Here is an 18625-nt window from a genome sequence, read left to right on the forward strand (position 1 = left end):
GCTACTGCTATGAAACATTTGCTAGTTCAAGACTTAGTCTTGGACTTAATTTTTAAACAGTTTTAAAACTGAATTAATACCTTTTTGTTATGTTTTTACATAAAAGCAACTTTCTGTTTCGTGCTATTTATCCAGAAATGACTTGGCGAATTCCTAAGTCTAATCTTGGAGAAAGCAAGGTGATTTATTTGACTTTTGATGATGGCCCTATTCCAGAAGTAACCGAATTTGTGTTAGATACATTAAAGCAGTTTGAGGCGAAAGCTAGCTTTTTTTGCATTGGTGACAATATCTTCAAGCATCCAGAAATCATGAATCAGGTAATTGCGGACGGGCATTTGATTGGCAATCATACCTTTAATCATTTGAGAGGATGGAAAACGGAAAATGAACTGTATCATGAGAATTTCTTGAAATGCGAAACGTGGATTAATCAGCACCAAGGAGCAATCAGAGGACAAAAACCAAAGTTTCGCCCACCGCATGGAAGAATCAAAAAGGCACAAGCCAAGAACATATTGGCATCACATGAGATCGTAATGTGGGATGTGCTGACAGGAGATTTTTCTCAAAATCTCAGTCCCGAAACCGTTTTGCAGAAAAGTATTCAGTACACAGAATCTGGTTCAATTGTAGTTTTCCACGACAGTATTAAAGCCAATCGAAATATGAGTTATGCTTTGCCAAGGTATTTAGCGCATTTTAAGGAAAAAGGATTTGAATTTAGAAGTTTGGTGTAAGGTGTTGATATTTAATTGGTTGAGTATATGGAAGTAGACAAGAATACATTAAGTAATGATGAAAAACCTTTGGTAACCATCTGGATTGCGGCTCGAAACGAAGAGGGAAATATTATTGAATGTCTTGAGTCGATTCATGCGACAAATTTCCCCAAAAATCAATTACAAGTCTTAATTGGCGATGACCAATCCTCCGATCAAACTGCAAGTTTAGTTTCAGATTATATTCAAGATAAACCTTATTTTGAATTGATTTCTGTTCAGAAAACGATTAACGCGCAAAGAGGAAAGGCGAATGTGTTGGCAAATCTGTATGAGCATTCAAAAGGAAAATATTTTTTGATCACCGATGCCGATGTAAAAGTAAATCCTGATTGGATAGAGGGAATGATAGCAGGGTTTGAAAACAATCCAAAGTTGGGGCATCAGGTTGGAGTAACTGCGGTTAGAGGCAAATCACTTTGGCACCAATATCAATCCATAGATTGGCTACATGCGCTTACTTTATTGCGAACTGCTGCGCTAATTAATCTACCATTGACTGGTTTAGGGAATAATTCAGGCATGACTCGTGAAGCCTATGAAGCCACGGGAGGCTATGCCAAAATCCCTTTCTCGATTACCGAAGATTTTGCATTATTTCATGAAGTGGTAAAGCAAGGATATAGTTTTAACAACTCTATTAATCAACAAGTTTTTGCTCAAACTTTGCCAATGACTAACCTAAAGGAATTTTTACATCAGCGAAAACGTTGGATGGTAGGGGCTTTGCAATGTCCTTGGTGGATTGTATTTTTGCTGTATTGTCAAGCACTCTTTTTGCCTATTCTTGTGGCGATTTCCTGTGTTTTTTCTTGGAAAATAGCGCTTGGAATCTGGCTAATCAAATGGCTGGGACAAACCCTAACGGTCTTGCCAACCATTCTAAAACTCAAACAGATTCATTTAATTAAGCATTTGTTGAGCTACGAATTATATGCCAATTGGTGGCAAATTACCATGGTGATTTTTTACGCAATCCCAATTAAAATAGACTGGAAAGGAAGAATTTACTCCTGAAAATGGAGATAACCATTAACATTTATAACAATGAGTATTATAGAAACCCACGCACACATTTACGATGAAGGATTCAATGAGGATATGGAACAAATGTTGTCGCGTGCCTTTGAAGCTGGCGTAGAACAAATCTGGATGCCTAACTGTAATCATGAAACCATTGACAGTATGATGGCTTTGGCAAAGGCATATCCTGATAAATGTTTGCCTATGATTGGCTTACATCCGTGTTATGTGAAGGAAGATTTTGAGAAAGAAATACAAATCATCGAAGATTATTTGGCTAAAGAAAAATTCATTGCTATTGGTGAAATAGGTTTGGATTTATATTGGGATAAAACCTTTTTTGCACAACAACAGGAAGCATTTCTACAGCAATGTGCTTTGGCAAAAAAGCATAATCTTTGGATAGATATCCATTCAAGAAATGCGTTTTGGGAAACAGTAGAATTGATTGAAAAAAATGCCGACCCTAATTTGAAAGGTATTTTTCATTGCTTTACTGGTACTTTAGAAGAAGCTCAAAAAGCGGTTGAATTAGGATTTTTGTTGGGTATTGGTGGTGTGGCAACTTTCAAAAATGGAGGTTTGGACCACGTGATTCCGCATATTTCGATTGATAAATTAGTTTTGGAAACGGATGCACCGTATTTGGCACCAGTTCCATACAGAGGAAAACGAAATGAGCCTTCGTATTTGCCATTAGTCGCCCAAAAGATTGCAGATTGGCATCAGTGCGACGTTAGTGTAGTGTTGGAAAAAACCACCCAAAACGCTAAAGCTTTATTAGGCTAAGGATTCAATTGCATTGAATTTTTCGTAGCTAAACGGAAATATTGACTTACTCAGGTTCAAGTTCACACTTGAACCTTTTTTTTGACAATTGCTAAAGTTTCAAAAAAATATTGAAGCAAAATGTAAATCTTTTTTTCTCCGACAATTCCCTAGTTTACCGTAAAATAGTCTATATCATTTTGGCGACTTCGGGAAAATATCCTTCAAAACCTGTTCTAGCCTCATTTTTTCGCTTTTTGTCAGATACCACAACAATAGCTTGCTTCTTTGTTTGCGTTTTGATTGCTGGTGTAATTCAGTACTTTTGCGCCACAATTCATCCCCCAAACTAAATATGTACAAAACAATTAAGATTAAAACTAAATCCTCGGGTAATTCGAGAGTGCTGGTGATTTATACAGGTGGAACGCTGGGTATGGCCTACGACCACCATTCTGATAGCCTCGTGCCTTTTGATTTTGCCCAAATTCCTGACAACCTTCCCGAAATGGCACGTTTAGATTTTGACATCACCGTGCTAACCTTCGAAAATCTACTGGATTCTTCTAACATCAAGCCAGCTTTATGGATTCGACTTGCTGAAATTATTGGTGAAAAATACCACGATTACGATTCGTTTGTCATCATTCATGGTACGGATACTATGGCATATACGGCTTCAGCTTTGAGTTATTTATTGGAAAATCTGAATAAGCCTGTAATTTTGACTGGAGCGCAATTGCCTATTGGTGTAGCTCGTACAGATGCTAAAGAAAACTTTATTACAGCACTTGAAATTGCGGCAGCCAAACAAAACGGTCGACCTATTATTTCAGAAGTTTGTATTTATTTTAACTCACTTTTGTTGAGAGGAAATCGCGCACGTAAGCATGAGAGTGTTCAGTTCAATGCCTTTGAATCTGAGAATTATCCTCCACTCGCCGAAGCAGGTGTGCGAATAGAATATAATTACCCCTTTATTGGTCATTTTAAGCAGAATGTCCAATTGAAAGTCAATACCCAACTAGACGAGAATGTCGTGATATTGAAGCTTTTCCCAGGGATTTCTGAAAAAGTGGTTAAAAGTATTCTTGGAATTGAAGGTTTGCGTGGTGTCATTATGGAGACTTACGGTTCTGGAAATGCCCCAACCGAACAATGGTTTTTAGATTTGATTCAGCAGAGTATCGACAAAGGAATTGTCATTTATAATGTGTCACAATGCAATGGCGGACGAGTGATTCAAGGACGATACGAGACAAGTCATTTCCTACAGGAAGTTGGTGTAGTTAGCGGGGCAGACCTAACTACAGAAGCAGCAGTAACTAAGATGATGTATGCATTAGGAAAGACCGATAAATTAGACGAAATAAAGACCATTTTGAAGAAACCATTGGCAGGCGAAATGTCATAAATAAGTAATTTAACGCGTAATCGGAGTTTTTTTAGCAGAATATTTTGTTAAAGAAGCTCCGATTTTTATTTTTATAATAGTAAATGAGTGTAATTTTTGATAATATTCTTCGTTGAACGAATATGACTTTTACCATTTACTTGATTAGTATTTTCAAAAAACAAACTACACAATTCAATGAACTACACAAAATTAATCCTAATTGCTTTTGGTCTTCTAGAAACCTTGAACGTATCTGCACAATCCTCCAAACTCATTGACAAACCTGCCCCTGATATTTATTTTACAGATGTTTTGAACGATGCCAAATCGAGTTACAAACTTTCTGATTTTAAAGGGAAATTGGTTATTATTGAGTTTTGGGCTACTTGGTGTGGACATTGTATTAACTCGTTGCCACATCTAGCAAAATGGCAAAAAAAGTATTCCAAGACTATTAAAATTATTACTATTTCAACTGATGGCAAAAGTCGATTGCAAAAGTTTCTTCATACTAAATCTTTAGAACTTCCTGTAGTAATGGACTCTTTGGGCGAATACAGAAAGTATTTTCCACATTTTGAATTACCCCATACAGTTATCATAGACCAAAAAGGCTTTGTGAAAAGTATAACAGCAGGAGATAAGCTAAATGATAAAGATATTGATTTGTTGATTCATGGAAAGAACCCTATTCTACCTCTGAAGGAGTAAAACCTAAATTTTGATAATAAATGTAAATTTGATTAAATAATTTAAATTGTTCACATAAATATGCAAACCAATGACCTACACAAAATTAATCCTAATTGCTTTTTGTCTTCTAGCAACCTTGAACCTATCTGCTCAATCCTCTAAACTCATTGGCAAACCTGCTCCTGACATCGTATTTAAAGAGGTGCTCAATGATACGAAGCAGAGCTATAAACTCTCGGATTTTAAAGGAAAAGCTGTCATCATTGATTTTTGGTCTACCAGTTGTAGACCTTGTATCGAATCTTTTCCAAAATTAGAAAAGTGGCAAAAGGATTATCAGAAGGACTTGAAAATTATTACCATTGCTCAAGACAAAAAAGCAAGAATTATCAAATTCCTCCAAAATAGAAAACTGGCATTGCCTGTAGTTTTGGACACTAATGACCAACAATATGTGAGGTATTTCCCTCATGAGGCTGTGCCACATACCATTTTTATTGATAAGAGTGGAATAGTACAAAGTATTACCACTGCTGGCTTAGTAACAGATAAACATATCAAAGAACTTATTGCTGGCAAAAAAGTAACCGCGCAATACTCAGATGGAGTAGAGAAGGAAATAGAAAATCTGATTGGATCAGAGCAAGGAGAAACAGATGTTCAAATAGTGCAAAAACCTTTTGATAAGAATGCCTATAGCGTTTACAAATCTTTCAAAAATGGAAGGTTAACGTTTATCAATATGTCTTACTCAACCATCTATGAAATCTTATATAATTATCCTAATAGAACTAGGACGAGATGGGAAAATCCAAAATCATATTACCGTGGATGGGGTGCGCCCGACCAAGCTATCGGCTTGGAAATATATGCACCTAAATTCACTAAAGAAAAAGTCTCAAGCGCCATTCTGGGGTATTTGAGTGGTATTGCTCCTGTGAAGGTGAAGTTTGAAGAAAGAGAGATTGATGTGAAAGTTTTGACAAAATTAAGTGATACTGTTAAAATGGAAGAAGCTAAGAGTGATGATACACCTGCTGTTTCTACCTCCGCAAATGGACTTGAAATGAAAAGTGGAGGACTGGAAAATCTAGCATCTTTTTTAGAGGACAACCTCAGTAAACCTATTATTGATGAAACGGGACTAACGAAAAAATACAATTTGTCTTTTCCTTGGTATCCCGAAAAACCAGATGCTTGTATGGAGGAGTTAGAAAAGATTGGTTTAACATTAACGGATGGAAAAAGGAAGGTAAAGCTGATGATTTTAGTAGCTGATAAATAGTAATAGGAGCCATCCTGACGTTTAATGATTGATGGTTTAGTGATTATTTTAGAAATATATATTTTACGTGTAGAGACGCAATGTTTTGCGTCTCAAGCTGATTTATCAAGTATTACAAAATCAAAAGAGCGGTCGAAAATTGTTTTTCGACCGCTCTTTTGATGAATGATCAGAACCCTTACGTTCAAATTAACAACATTTCTAACCTTTTTTCTAATAGAGGGCGATTTCAGTCGCCCTCTATTGGAAAAACTTGAAGATGGCAAAATCTTTTCATAAAATAATCACTCAATTGCCCCTCATTAAATGACTATCACCGAATGGAGGTTCGTATTTTCACCCAACCTTTTTTTGAACCTTTTGGAGTGAAGAAAATATGGACCGTATCGCTGGAATAAAAGTCATTTCGGACATCAATATTTATTTTCCCTTTAGAAAGCTTTTGTGTACTGAGCATTTCAAATTTTGAAGTTTTTTTACCTTTTTTCTTTTCGAAAGTATAAACTCCATAGGATACCTCAGCACTATCGTCTAGTTCTCCTGTAATTTTTAACAGAATTACTAAGTGTGAAGAACCTTTTGAAGAAGAAACGGAATCTACAAAACTTTGAGGTTGAGAAACATCAGAGACCTTAAATTCTGCGAATGGAGGCTCATAGGGATACAGTTCCATTAACCATATTCCTAAACGGAATAGCAGGTGAAAAAGGATGTAAACAAAACCGAGTTGGATAAAAAACCTCAAGGTTGGATGCAATTTGTTTAATGAATAGAACATGGCGTTAGTAAGTTTATTTTAGGTGTTACCTCGAGTACAGGAAGAACCTTCAAGTAGTTAAAAACGAAATTAGGGTAATTTTATAAGTTTGAAAAGTATTAAAGGTATCACTTATTCTTCGGACTCTGACAGACAAGTATTAGTGCTGAATTATCAGTGTATTTTTGATTATTAATATTTTATCTGCTTGATTTCTCCAGCTTAATTTTGCACGATTACTGAAGTGTTAACACAGAATAAAATGGCATTAATACGCTCTAGGCATTATGCTAAAATGCTTAATTGAATTTAAGGGGAATATTTTTACCGAAAGCCCATTGCCGAAAGTCGAAAGCCAAAAATAAAAATGTATTTTGCCCTAATACTTAACTCATTTATTCTTTAATGTTTGTTTGCTAATATTTGTTAAAACAACTAATATTGCAGCGATAATTAACCTTTGATATTGTACGATAAATTTTAACATATTAGGGCATTAGCTCGCGACAAACCAATGAAAGAAGCACTCAAAAGATTTGAAAACAAACGACCAGAAATCGTATTTGAATGGAAAGATTCTGAAACTGAAGCCGAGGGATGGGTAGTCATCAATTCCCTACGTGGAGGTGCAGCAGGGGGAGGCACTCGTATGCGTAAGGGACTCGACAAGCGTGAGGTGGAATCGTTGGCTAAGACCATGGAAATCAAATTTACGGTATCAGGTCCTCAAATCGGTGGAGCAAAATCTGGTATCAATTTTGACCCGAGCGACCCACGTAAAAAGGGTGTTTTGGAGCGTTGGTATAAAGCAGTAGCGCCACTTTTGAAAAACTACTATGGTACTGGTGGTGATTTGAATGTAGATGAAGTTCATGAGGTGATTCCTGTGACTGAAAAATATGGTTTGTGGCACCCACAAGAAGGTATAGTAAATGGACATTTTCATGCTTCTGAGGCACAAAAAATACGTTTGATTGGGCAGTTGCGTCAAGGTGTGTCTAAAATTATTGAAGATTGGAATTACACACCGACTTCAACGCAAAACATTCATAGATATACTGTTTCAGATTTGATTACAGGATATGGTGTTGCGGAGGCTGTTAAGCATTATTACTCGTTGTGGGGTGGCGATTTGTCAGAAAAAAGAGCGATTATTCAGGGTTGGGGAAATGTAGCTGCCGCTGCTGGACTCAATTTGGCGCGTATGGGTGTCAAAATTGTAGGTATTATTGATAGAAATGGTGGTTTGGTTGTGCCCGAAGGTTTAGGTTTGGAAGAAATAAAAGACCTTTTCTTTAACAAAAAACAAAACACACTTTATGCGGAAAATATGTTGAGCTTTGAGGAAACGAATGCCAAAATTTGGGAAGTAGGAGCGGAGATATTTATTCCAGCGGCAGCCTCAAGAATCGTCAGTGCAGAGCAAGTAGAAAAATTGGTAAATAATGGTCTCGAAGTAATTTCTTGTGGTGCCAATGTACCATTCAATGATTCTGAGATTTTCTATGGTCCTACCATGGAACTGGCAGACGCTAAAGTGGCTTTGATTCCTGATTTCGTGGCAAATTGTGGTATGGCTCGTGTATTTGCCTACTTAATGAGCGACTCAGCGATGGTGACTGATGAGGGGATTTTTGAGGATGTTTCCGAAACGATTTACAAAGCTTTAGACGAATTACATGCACAACACCAAGGTAGAACTTTACTCGCAAACGAATTATATTCTATTGCGTTGGAAAAATTAGAGAATAAAGTGGAAGTAGAATCAGTGTAGAAAATAGGAGGCAATTCAGTCAAAATGCAGAGACTGAGTTGCCTCTTGGCTTTATTACTAGAAAATCTCTTTTGAAAATAGCGCTATTTTGAATATTTTGCTTCTCTGCTAATTCAATCTCAACCGTAAAACTATGAAAATTCTTTGGTCGCCTAGCGAGCAACAAATCGAGCAGTCCAATATCAAGCGATTTATGGATTACCTTTCGCATGAATATGGTTTGCATTTCAATAATTATCAAGAACTATGGCAATGGTCGGTAAAGGATATCGCCAAGTTTTGGGATATATTCTTACATTACTCAGGTATTCAATTTACTGGACAATACAAAGAGGTCGTATCTGGAAAAATGCCTCATGCTAAATGGTTTGATGGAATCCAACTTAATTATGCCGAACATATATTTTCCTTTGTAACGGATACTCGTCCAGCGATTCTTTTTCAGTCAGAAACCTCCTCACAACGTGCTATTTCTTGGGCGGAATTACAACAGAAAACTGCCTCTTTTGCCGAATATTTACGCTCAATTGGAGTTCAAAAAGGCGATACCATTTGTGCTTATTTACCTAATATTCCCGAGGCGGTAATAGCATTTTTGGCGACTGCGTCAATTGGTGCCATATGGTCGAGTGCTTCGCCAGATTTTGGAGGGGGAAGTGTACTAGAGCGTTTTGGTCAGATTGCCCCCAAAGTATTGGTTGCTGTCAATTCCTATTCTTATGGAGGTAAAATCTTTGATCGCAGTGCTGTGGTTGCCAATCTCCAAGAAAATTTGCCAAGTTTAGAACAGACTATCTTGATTGATTATATGTCAATTGGTAATACTTTGCCCAACACAATTGACTGGAATACAACTGTGGCAAATTGCAATAGCGTATTAACTTTCGAGCCTTTATCATTCGATTTTCCGTTGTATATTCTTTATTCTTCAGGGACTACAGGTATCCCTAAACCAATCGTTCATGGTCATGGGGGAATATTGTTAGAGCATAAAAAGTATCTTCTTTTTCACAATGATGTGAGGGAAAATGAAAACTATTTCTGGTTTTCGACGACTGGCTGGATGATGTGGAATTTTTCGATTTCAGTGCTTTTTTCTGGAGCTACCTTGGTGTTGTACGACGGCAGTCCAGGGTATCCAAACATGGAAACACTTTGGGAATTAGTGGCTGAAACACCTGTTCATCATTTTGGCACTAGCGCTGCGTTTATTCATGCTTGCATGAAAGAGCAGGTACGTCCTAGGGTAAATTATACGTTTGAACATCTGCGTTCTATTGGCTCAACAGGTTCTCCCTTGTCGCCCGAAGGTTTTGATTGGATATATGACCAAGTAAATCCAGAACTATGGCTAGCGTCTATTTCTGGTGGCACGGATGTTTGTACAGCTTTTGTAGGTGGAAATCCTATCTCACCTGTATACGAGGGCGAAATTCAATGTATAGGGTTAGGCGTTGATTTACAATCTTGGGACGAAAACGGAGCACCTTTGCATGAGGAAATAGGGGAGATGGTGATTACTCAACCAACTCCATCTATGCCTGTTTTCTTCTGGAACGATCCTGATTTTGAACGGTATAGAGCAAGTTATTTTGAAGAATACCCTAATTATTGGCGCCACGGAGATTGGGTGAAATTGACTTCTACAGGTGGATTAGTCATTGCGGGGCGTTCTGATGCAACCCTCAATCGCGGAGGTATTCGGATAGGCACTGCCGAGATTTATCGAGCTGTTGAGGCCTTGGATTTTGTGAAAGACTCTTTGATTATTCATTTAGAGGATACAGATTTCATGCCATTGTTTGTGGTAACTAATGACGGTAATAAACTGAATGATGCTCAAAAACAGCAAATCAAAAAAGTTCTTAGAGATACCTATTCGCCAAGACACGTTCCCGATCAAATTATTGAGGTTTCAGAAATTCCTTATACAATTTCAGGTAAAAAATTAGAATTACCTGTCAAAAAGCTTATTCAAGGAAAACCGTTTGAAAAAGCAGTAAATATTGGTGCAGTTCGCAACCCAGAGAGTTTGGAGTTCTTTCGGAATTTTCAAAAAAACTCAGTGTGAGTATTAGTGCTGAATTGTGAGTAGTGTATGTTAAATTAGATTTTAAGCCATTCATATCTAGCACAGTAGCATCAAAAAGCGGTCGAAAACCTATTTTTCGACCGCTTTTTTGTTAAAAACTTCGAGAACAAGCCCAATTGGAATGAATCAATTGAGCAATAGCATTGCTGGTTTTAAGGCTCCCAGACAGGCTATTTCTTGTGTTAGTTCTTGGATTAGTTCCTGTACTTTTTCAAGAGTTGGTTCTTTTATTTCCTCTAATTCTCCAGCGATTTTTCCGAGTTTTAGAAAACTCACAGAGTAAGCAGTTCCTTTAAGCTTGTGTGCTAGTGATTGAACCAAATCCCAATCTTGAACCAAAATAGCTTGTTGTATTTCGACTAAAAAGCTATCTGTTTGCTCAAATGACAAATCAAGGAGTTGTATTATCAGTTTACCATTGGCTCCCGTTCTTTCAATCAACTCGTTTTTATCAAAATGTACTCCTAATCTTTCTACCGATTGAGCTTTTAATATTTCAGTTTTGGGTTGTTCTAATACCCATTTTTCAATCATTTTTTGAATTGTTACCTTTAAAACTGGCTTGGTAATATAATCACTCATACCTGCTTCCAAACATCTTTCTTTTTCGCCCACTACCGTTCCTGCTGTCAGAGCAATAATAGGAACAGGGTTTTTGCCAGCTTCTAATTTTCGAATAGCTGTGGCTGTTTCATAACCATTCATCACTGGCATTTGGATATCCAAAAACATAATATCTGGTCTTTTTTCCTGAAATTTAAGGAGTGCTTCAGCACCATTATGGGCTTTTACGACAGTTCCATTTGGCACAATTTTATTCAAGAATGTGGTAGCCAAAAGCATATTTACAGGATTATCTTCGACCAACAAAATATCCATTTTAGCTTGGAAATACTCGTCTTGATTCGTGACCAAATTGTCTGAGGTTCTTGACGAATTCGTATCCTTGCCAGCGTGTAGCGTGGCAAGCGAATCATAAAATTGCTGAATCTTGATTGGCTTTACCAATTTTTGTTGAATGGATAATTCTTGACAAATCTGCTGTAAACTATCATCATCAGAAGAGCTCGAAAGTAAGACAATTGGCAATTGATCGGCATTGAGCGCTAGTTTTTTACGAATATTTAGACTGGTTTCAATGCCATCTAGGTAAGGCATGTGATAATCCATCAAAACAACGTCAAATTTTTCTCCTGATTTTAATTTATCCAATGCTTCTATTCCATTCTTTACACAAACTGATTGAATTTGCTTCAATGCCAACATTTCGTGAATAATAAGTCGATTGGTATCATTATCATCAACAATCAGTACCTTCTCAATTGACAAAGGCAAATTAGTCTTAATCGGTCCTGCCTGCTCGGTTTCAAAGGAAACATCGAAGTAAAAAATACTTCCTTTGCCAGGAGTACTCTCCAATTGTAACTTGCTGTTCATCAAGGCCAACAGTTTATTAGCGATTGTTAAACCTAAGCCTGTTCCGCCAAATTTACGTGTGGTCGAAGCATCTTCTTGAGAAAACGCCTCAAAGATTTTTTGCTGATTTTTAGGCTCTATTCCTACCCCCGTATCTCTTACCGAAAATCTAAATAAAGTTGGGTTGTTGGGACTCGATGATAATACTTCGACTTTTAATTCGATTTCTCCTGATTGGGTGAATTTTACAGCATTTCCTAACAAATTGACAAGCACTTGGCGCAAACGAACTGGATCGGCATGAATGAATCGATTGACTAATGGTGAAATATTCAAAAGCATTTCCAAATCTTTACGGTGCGCCTGAAACTTAATCATATCAGCTACCTGTCCCCCTAGTTCGAGTAAATCAATTTTCTCTGGCGCTAATTCCAATTTTCCTGCCTCTATTTTAGAAAAATCCAAAATATCATTAATAATATCGAGTAATGCATTGGCACTTTGATGAACCGTGGACATATATTGTCGTTGGGTTTCGTCCAACTGAGTCCGCAACAATAAATCGGTAAATCCTATCACGCCATTGAGTGGCGTACGAATTTCGTGGCTCATGTTGGCCAAAAATTCAGATTTTGAGCGACTGGCCGCTTCAGCCTGCTCTCTTGCTCGCAAAAGATGTGCTTCAGTTTCTTTTCTAGCCGTGATATCTCTTATCACCGATTGTACCACTTTTTTTCCACCAAGCTCGATGGTGTTTAATAAAATGTCACAGGGGAAATTTTCTCCAGTATCATATCTTTTATGAACAAATTCAAAATTATAAAATTCTCGATTTGTAAGCTCTTCGAGTTTTTCATTCACAGAATCTATACTTTTCTGCCCATTAGGTTGAAACTCTGGAGAAAAATCAGCTGGATTTTGACCTAGAATTTGTGTTTTAGCAGTCATCCCAAGAAGTTTTAAGGCAGCATCGTTACAATCAATTACGCCATCCTCTGTAAATAAGAAAATCGCATCTGAGCTGAAATCGAATAAACTTTTGAATTTTTTCTCGGAGTTGGTTATTTCATTTTCAATTTCTTTTTTCTTAGTAATATCTTGCAAATAACCATGCCACAGGGATGACGTAGCTGTTTTTTCAGGAGTAGAGGCAGCTCTTAACCATTTTATATTTCCTTTAGAATCTAAAATTCTGAATTCCTGCTCCCATCTGTCAAACGACAGGAGGGCAAGCTCCATGCTGTCAATCACCCGTTGTTGGTCTTCAGGAATAATTCTGCTAAAAATCAGCTCAGGATTATGTATTACCTCATCGGGTGTTACCTCATAAATCTCAGAAATACCCGCCGAGACGTACGGGAACGAAAATTTTCCAGTATTTTCCGAAAATTCATACAAATACAAACTCCCAGGTACTTGACTGGATAGTTTTTGAAGCAGCAAAGTCGATTTTTTTGCTTCCGCCTCAGCTATTTTCACTTTTGTAATGTCTTGAACCACACCATAAGCTTTTTGTGGAGTCGATTCAGTATCCATTTTACCGATTAATCGTAACCATTTTTTAGCTCCTTTTTGAGTAATGATTTCCATTTCAATATCAAAGCTTTTATGATTACTTATACAATCATCCAGCGATTTTATCAGTATATTTCTGTACTCTGGTGTGTAAAAATTGACGCTTTTTTCAAGTGCGGGGCTAAATTCAGGTTCAACTTCAAAAATACTTCTGGTAATCTCATTCCAATACAAAGCTCTGTCAGGTAGGGTTAATTCCCATCCACCCACAAGCGCTACCTCACTCGTTTGCAGAAGTGATGCTTTGGTGGCACGTAATTCATCTTCAGCAATTTTTTTTGCCGATATATTTCTTTCAACTGCTATAAAGTTGGTACAAACATTATGTTCATCAAAAACAGGATTGATTGTGATGTCGATCCAATAGGGCTGCTTGTCTTTGGTGTAATTCAAGATTACCTCAGATATTGGGACATGATTTTTGATGGCCTCTCTTATTTTTTCGATGGTTTTTTGGTCAGTCAGTGGGCCATGAATCAATTCTGAAGGTTTACGACCTAATACCTCTTCCAGTGAATAGCCCGTTAGTTCCTGATATGCTTTGTTAATCCAAGTTATACGACCTTGAGCATCTGCTATAATAATCGCATCTGTGGTTTGGGAGGCAACCAAGGCCAACTCTTTGAGCTTTTCCTCTTTCTCTTTATTATCAGAAATATTTTGGCTTGTAAAGACTAAATTTTTAGTAGCCTCATCATAGTTGATCGAAGATCGAAGCCAAATCCATTCTCCAGAAAAGCTCAATATGCGATACTCAACAGATGTTTGCGTTTGCGATTCCCCGATGCTTTGAACAGCAATTGTAAGTTTCTCTTTGTCAGCCTCATGAATTAGTGCCAGATAGTTTGCGCCCAGCCAACCTTCCACAGATTGGTTTAATAATCTTTCCCAACTGTTGGAGAGATATTTTATCTTGAAGTCGGTACCTACTACCATCAAAATATCAGACATAGTCGATACCAACACACTCAAATCATTTTGTATTCTGATTTGGTCTGTGATATTGTATCCTGTGCAAAGGATTTCATATACGTTACCTTGTGCATCTGTTTGACCGCTAAATTCCCATGCATTTACAACGACCTCTCCATTTTTGTCAGGTTTTCTTAAAATGACAGGATGAGGTTTGTTAGGAAACTGAAAACATAGTCCAACGGTATCCTGACACTTTTGATGGTCTTCGGGGATAATATTTAGTAAGGCATTTTTACCAACAATTTCTTCCTTTTTAAAGCTAAAAACCTTACAAAAATGTTCGTTTACAAAACTGTAATTACCGAATAAATCTGTAGTAACTACATAATATGCCCTACTTTGGATGATGGAAGATAGGATGTCAATTTTCTCTTCTTTTACAATTTCTTCAATATAGAATCCGAACGCAATTTTATTTGAATTATCAAAATGAAATAGTTTAGTATCAACAGCAAAACTTGTATGATTTGAGTTGCTTAGTGTTATGCGAAAAAAATCTATTGAGAATGGCTTAAACTTCTGGAGTTCTGCCTTTAACTCTGAAATAGCGAGTGTGTTTTTCTGGAAGAAATCGACAAGCGCAGTGTTGAACCAAATCGTATCTGTTTCGTTGGGTTGCATGAACCCAAAGCCTGTAAAACTGTTTGAAATCATCCAATCAAATAATGCTGGATGATTTTTTACTTCCTCAAATAATTCAATCTTCACGTGATTCATAGTACTAGTGCATTAATGGTTATCAAATAATTCCTTACCTCCGTCTTCTCAGACGGATTACAACATAAATTGAGTGCTGGTTGAGGTAGTTATTTTACCATTTAAAATGGATGATTTTCAACTATTTATCGAGTGAGTTCTCTTAAAATAGTTTTCGTTTAAGCAGAAGATGAGTTCGGGGCAATAATCTTATTGTTGAAGGCAGTGGCAAGTTATATTTTTGAAGAACAAAAACAAATGACTCTAGTTAGAATTCCCTAATAAAAGCTATAAAATCCCTAGTATTAGGGATGATTTTTGTTAGTTTTTGAAGATGAGTGAGAAAATTAGGCGATAGAAATTTTGTAGCGACCTTGGAGCTGGTATTTGAAGCAGTAATTGCTGAGTATAAATACTTCAGGAAATTAAACCTTTCATAGTCTTGTTTCCTGAAGTAAAACTATCAAGATTAAACGTTTTGAAGAATGTAATATAATTTAGTGGGAAAAATAGGATTTTTAAGGCTTTCAGGTATCAGCTTTCGGCGGTAAGCTTTGAGAAAAAGTATTTCTGTGGTTATTAAAAACATTTTCACACGCCTTGCCTGTTGCCTAAACACATAACCTGAATCTTATTTTGCACGATATCTCAAATTTCGCACTTGATTAAACTTGAACTTTCTTGATATCTATTTTATGATACAATAGTTTTGTAGCGATACTTTGTTGGTCTCTAAAATTAAACACTTGGCCATCTGCTCTTACCCTGTCTAAAAGTTCAAAATCTAAGGTTTGATAATGCCATGTTGGTTTTTGGGTTTCGCCTAAGGAAATGATTCCTTCTTCTGGCAGATTTTTATCGGGAGTAGCATAAAAAGCCGCATATCCATAATTGATATCAACGGCTGGCGACCAGAGCGCATTGCCGACAGTTTGAGCTATAGCGGTATAGATTTGGTTTTCCAAAGCTCTGGCTCTAGCCCCTATGTGTACACGCGTAGCCCCTCTGATGGTTTCGGTGCAGCTTGGTGCCACAATGAGTTGAGCTCCCTCGGAGGCAAGCAGCTGACTGCCAATAGGAAATTCGACATCATAGCATATTTGAATACCAAATTTTCCCCATTCTGCCTCAAAAATACTGAGCACTTTTTCTCCACTTGAAATTCCCCACTCTTCGTTTTCAAAACGCGTCATGAAAAATTTATCTTGATACCCAACGTAGCCTTTTTCAGAAAAAACCATCGCCCTGTTGACAGGACGTCCGTTGATGATGACTGGTAAGCTTGGAGCAACAATCGTCACCTTATTTTGCTGTGCTGCGGTAGTCCAAACATCTATGAATTTGTCTTGTAAGTTACTCAACTCAATTACCTGTCCTTGAAGAGAAGATTGTAAATTGGCTGGTAAAATACTTGTCAACTCCATGGCACCGTATTCGGGAAAAACCAACAATTTGGCTTCTTGAGCACTAGCCTCCACCACCCATTCGTGTACGTGGCTTGCCCACGCATCAAATGAGCTATGTTGCGTGATGGGATATTGCGCGGTTGCAACACGAACTTTCATACGAATGGATTAAAATTTGAATAATTACTGATAAAATGATTAATAGTGCATGATAAAATTGTTTAGGGACAAGGCAACAGGCACAAGGCACAGAGTGTTAAAATGTTTTTTATTACCCACCGCCGAAAGCCGTTACCTGAAAGCCCAAAGCGTAATCTTAAATTTTATCTTGCCCACTAACTCTAGTAATAACGCAGAATAAGATTTAAAATTTGTGTTTAGGTGCAAGGCAACAGGCACAAGGCACAGAGTGTTAAAATGTTTTTTATTACTCACCGTCGAAAGCCGTTACCTGAAAGCCCAAAGTGTAACCTTAAATTTTATCTTGCCCACTAACTCTAGTAATAACGCAGAATAAGATTTAAAATTTGTGTTTAGGGAACAGGCACAAGGCACAGAGTGTTAAAATGTTTTTTTACCCACCGCCGAAGGCTGTTACCTGAAAACCCAAAGTATAATCTTAAATTTTATCTTGCCCACTAACTTACAACTACAGATTTTTAAGCCAAAATCTGAGTGGTTTTTGGGTACTTTCCGTTTCGCCAATATCTAGCCAACTCATTTCACAAACCAAATCAGATTGTTGTAAATAACCTCTTTTTGTCCAAAAAACATCATTGGGACGATAGTCTATTGGTTTCAAAGGATGATTTTCTCCTCGGTCAACAGAACAGAAAGTGGTAATTTGAAAACCGTTATCCTTTGCAAATGTCTCTCTTTCATCAAAAAAACGATGTCCAAGTCCCATGCCTCGATACGGTTTTAACAAAATACTTTCGCCAAAATAGAATATTTTATCCAAAGGAAAATTTTGTTCTATAAATGGGGTTTGCACTTCTTCCGTTTCATCCTTGAGCGGAATCCCTGTCGTAGCACCAACTATTTTACCTTGGTCATAAACGGCAAATAGAAAGCCTTTTTCCGAATTAGCATAGGTCTTTAAATATTCCAATTCATAGTCCAATGTTCCCTCATACAAGTACGGATAGTCATGGAACACCTCGATTCTGAGTTTTGCCAAATCTTCAAAAACGCTTTCTATTTCTGTGCCTACTTTTTTGATAAATTCCATATTACTTTGAAACTAGTTCAATCCAAAGTGTAAGGTTATAGTATGTTGTTACACGGGTGATTTTCCCATCTTTTACTTCCAAAAATGCCCCAGCAGGCAACACATAAGTTTGCCCGTGCGCTTCAGGAAGACCTTCTTCTCCTTTTTTGTAAATACCATTTACCACAAACTCAACTGCTACACGAGTCCCAGTCTCCTCTGCCAAAAAAACCATATCAGTGAGCGTTTCTTCATAGCTTTCGTCCATTTTTTGAAGAAATGCAGTGAATTTATCTTTTCCCACACGCACATCGCCTTGGTTGCTTTCATGACGAATATTCTCATCAAGCAAGTCTAACATTCCTTGCCAATCTTTTTGATTGAAGCTATTGTAATAGGCCTTTACGATTTCTACACCTTTCATTGCACTAAAATTGTATTAATAAATATTGATTCCAGTTGAAGCACTGGGCATAACTTTTATGCGGTTCAAAATTAAAAAATTCAAGAATCAAATGAGTATTTTATTTGTAGGTACATGCATTTATTACCATTAGTGAAGTGTGCATTCGTGAATTTAGCTTGCTCTTCCGTACCTATTTTGGATTTATGATAAACAGATTTCGGTTGATAAAACCTGACCGCTGTTATAGGGTATGTCCAAAGATTTTTTTCTTTCTAAGCAATATCATAAAAAAGAAAGAAAATTTAAGGCTTGATTGTCAATAGATTGAGGCTTTTTTGGGTAAGGCGGGTATCATAGTAATTTAATTAAAT

The 18625-nt window shown here is 37.1% G+C and carries 13 protein-coding genes; 8 read left to right on the forward strand and 5 right to left on the reverse strand.

Features of this window, described 5'->3' with window-relative positions; genetic code table 11:
- The first annotated feature begins 89 nt into the window (after window positions 1–89).
- The 6 genes from QM524_RS03215 (at window position 90) to QM524_RS03240 (ending at window position 5947) form a co-directional block, all read left to right on the forward strand.
- Window positions 90–740, forward strand: a complete 651-nt coding sequence (locus QM524_RS03215) for a polysaccharide deacetylase family protein (RefSeq protein ID WP_283343460.1) — start codon at window positions 90–92, stop codon at window positions 738–740.
- Window positions 741–767: 27 nt separating this feature from the next.
- A complete protein-coding gene (locus QM524_RS03220; protein WP_283343461.1) occupies window positions 768–1799 on the forward strand; it encodes a glycosyltransferase in 1032 nt (343 codons plus the stop codon).
- Between the two features lie 36 nt (window positions 1800–1835).
- Window positions 1836–2594, forward strand: coding sequence for a TatD family hydrolase (locus QM524_RS03225; protein WP_283343640.1), 759 nt, complete (start codon window positions 1836–1838; stop codon window positions 2592–2594).
- Window positions 2595–2928: 334 nt separating this feature from the next.
- Entirely contained in the window at window positions 2929–3987 is a 1059-nt protein-coding gene (locus QM524_RS03230) for an asparaginase (protein ID WP_283343462.1), read from the forward strand.
- A gap of 177 nt (window positions 3988–4164) precedes the next feature.
- Window positions 4165–4680, forward strand: a complete 516-nt coding sequence (locus QM524_RS03235; protein ID WP_283343463.1) for a TlpA family protein disulfide reductase — start codon at window positions 4165–4167, stop codon at window positions 4678–4680.
- A gap of 70 nt (window positions 4681–4750) precedes the next feature.
- Window positions 4751–5947, forward strand: a complete 1197-nt coding sequence (locus QM524_RS03240; protein ID WP_283343464.1) for a redoxin domain-containing protein — start codon at window positions 4751–4753, stop codon at window positions 5945–5947.
- 313 nt (window positions 5948–6260) lie between these two features.
- Here QM524_RS03240 and QM524_RS03245 read toward each other — a convergent pair whose 3' ends face one another.
- Entirely contained in the window at window positions 6261–6725 is a 465-nt protein-coding gene (locus QM524_RS03245; RefSeq protein WP_283343465.1) for a hypothetical protein, read from the reverse strand.
- A gap of 493 nt (window positions 6726–7218) precedes the next feature.
- Between QM524_RS03245 and QM524_RS03250 the strand changes: the two genes are divergently transcribed.
- Window positions 7219–8478, forward strand: coding sequence for a Glu/Leu/Phe/Val dehydrogenase dimerization domain-containing protein (locus tag QM524_RS03250; RefSeq protein ID WP_283343466.1), 1260 nt, complete (start codon window positions 7219–7221; stop codon window positions 8476–8478).
- Between the two features lie 133 nt (window positions 8479–8611).
- The gene (locus QM524_RS03255) at window positions 8612–10549 is read left to right on the forward strand and encodes an acetoacetate--CoA ligase (protein WP_283343467.1); all 1938 of its coding nucleotides are present in this window, start codon (window positions 8612–8614) and stop codon (window positions 10547–10549) included.
- Between the two features lie 147 nt (window positions 10550–10696).
- On the opposite strand, the gene QM524_RS03260 is transcribed toward QM524_RS03255, so the two are convergent.
- From QM524_RS03260 to QM524_RS03275, 4 genes are all read right to left on the reverse strand, one after another.
- Complete coding sequence (locus QM524_RS03260) at window positions 10697–15253, reverse strand: PAS domain-containing hybrid sensor histidine kinase/response regulator (RefSeq protein ID WP_283343468.1); 4557 nt, start codon at window positions 15251–15253, stop codon at window positions 10697–10699.
- Between the two features lie 644 nt (window positions 15254–15897).
- Complete coding sequence (locus QM524_RS03265; protein ID WP_283343469.1) at window positions 15898–16797, reverse strand: carbon-nitrogen hydrolase family protein; 900 nt, start codon at window positions 16795–16797, stop codon at window positions 15898–15900.
- A 490-nt stretch (window positions 16798–17287) separates the two neighbouring features.
- Window positions 17288–17869 carry a GNAT family N-acetyltransferase gene (locus QM524_RS03270; protein ID WP_283343470.1) on the reverse strand — a complete coding sequence of 194 codons (582 nt, stop codon included), beginning with the start codon at window positions 17867–17869 and terminating at the stop codon, window positions 17288–17290.
- Window position 17870: 1 nt separating this feature from the next.
- The gene (locus QM524_RS03275) at window positions 17871–18272 is read right to left on the reverse strand and encodes a ketosteroid isomerase-related protein (RefSeq protein WP_166576681.1); all 402 of its coding nucleotides are present in this window, start codon (window positions 18270–18272) and stop codon (window positions 17871–17873) included.
- Window positions 18273–18625: the final 353 nt, after the last annotated feature.

Source organism: Flectobacillus roseus (genome assembly GCF_030056595.1).
In the GTDB taxonomy this organism is placed as follows: Bacteria; Bacteroidota; Bacteroidia; order Cytophagales; family Spirosomataceae; genus Flectobacillus; species Flectobacillus roseus.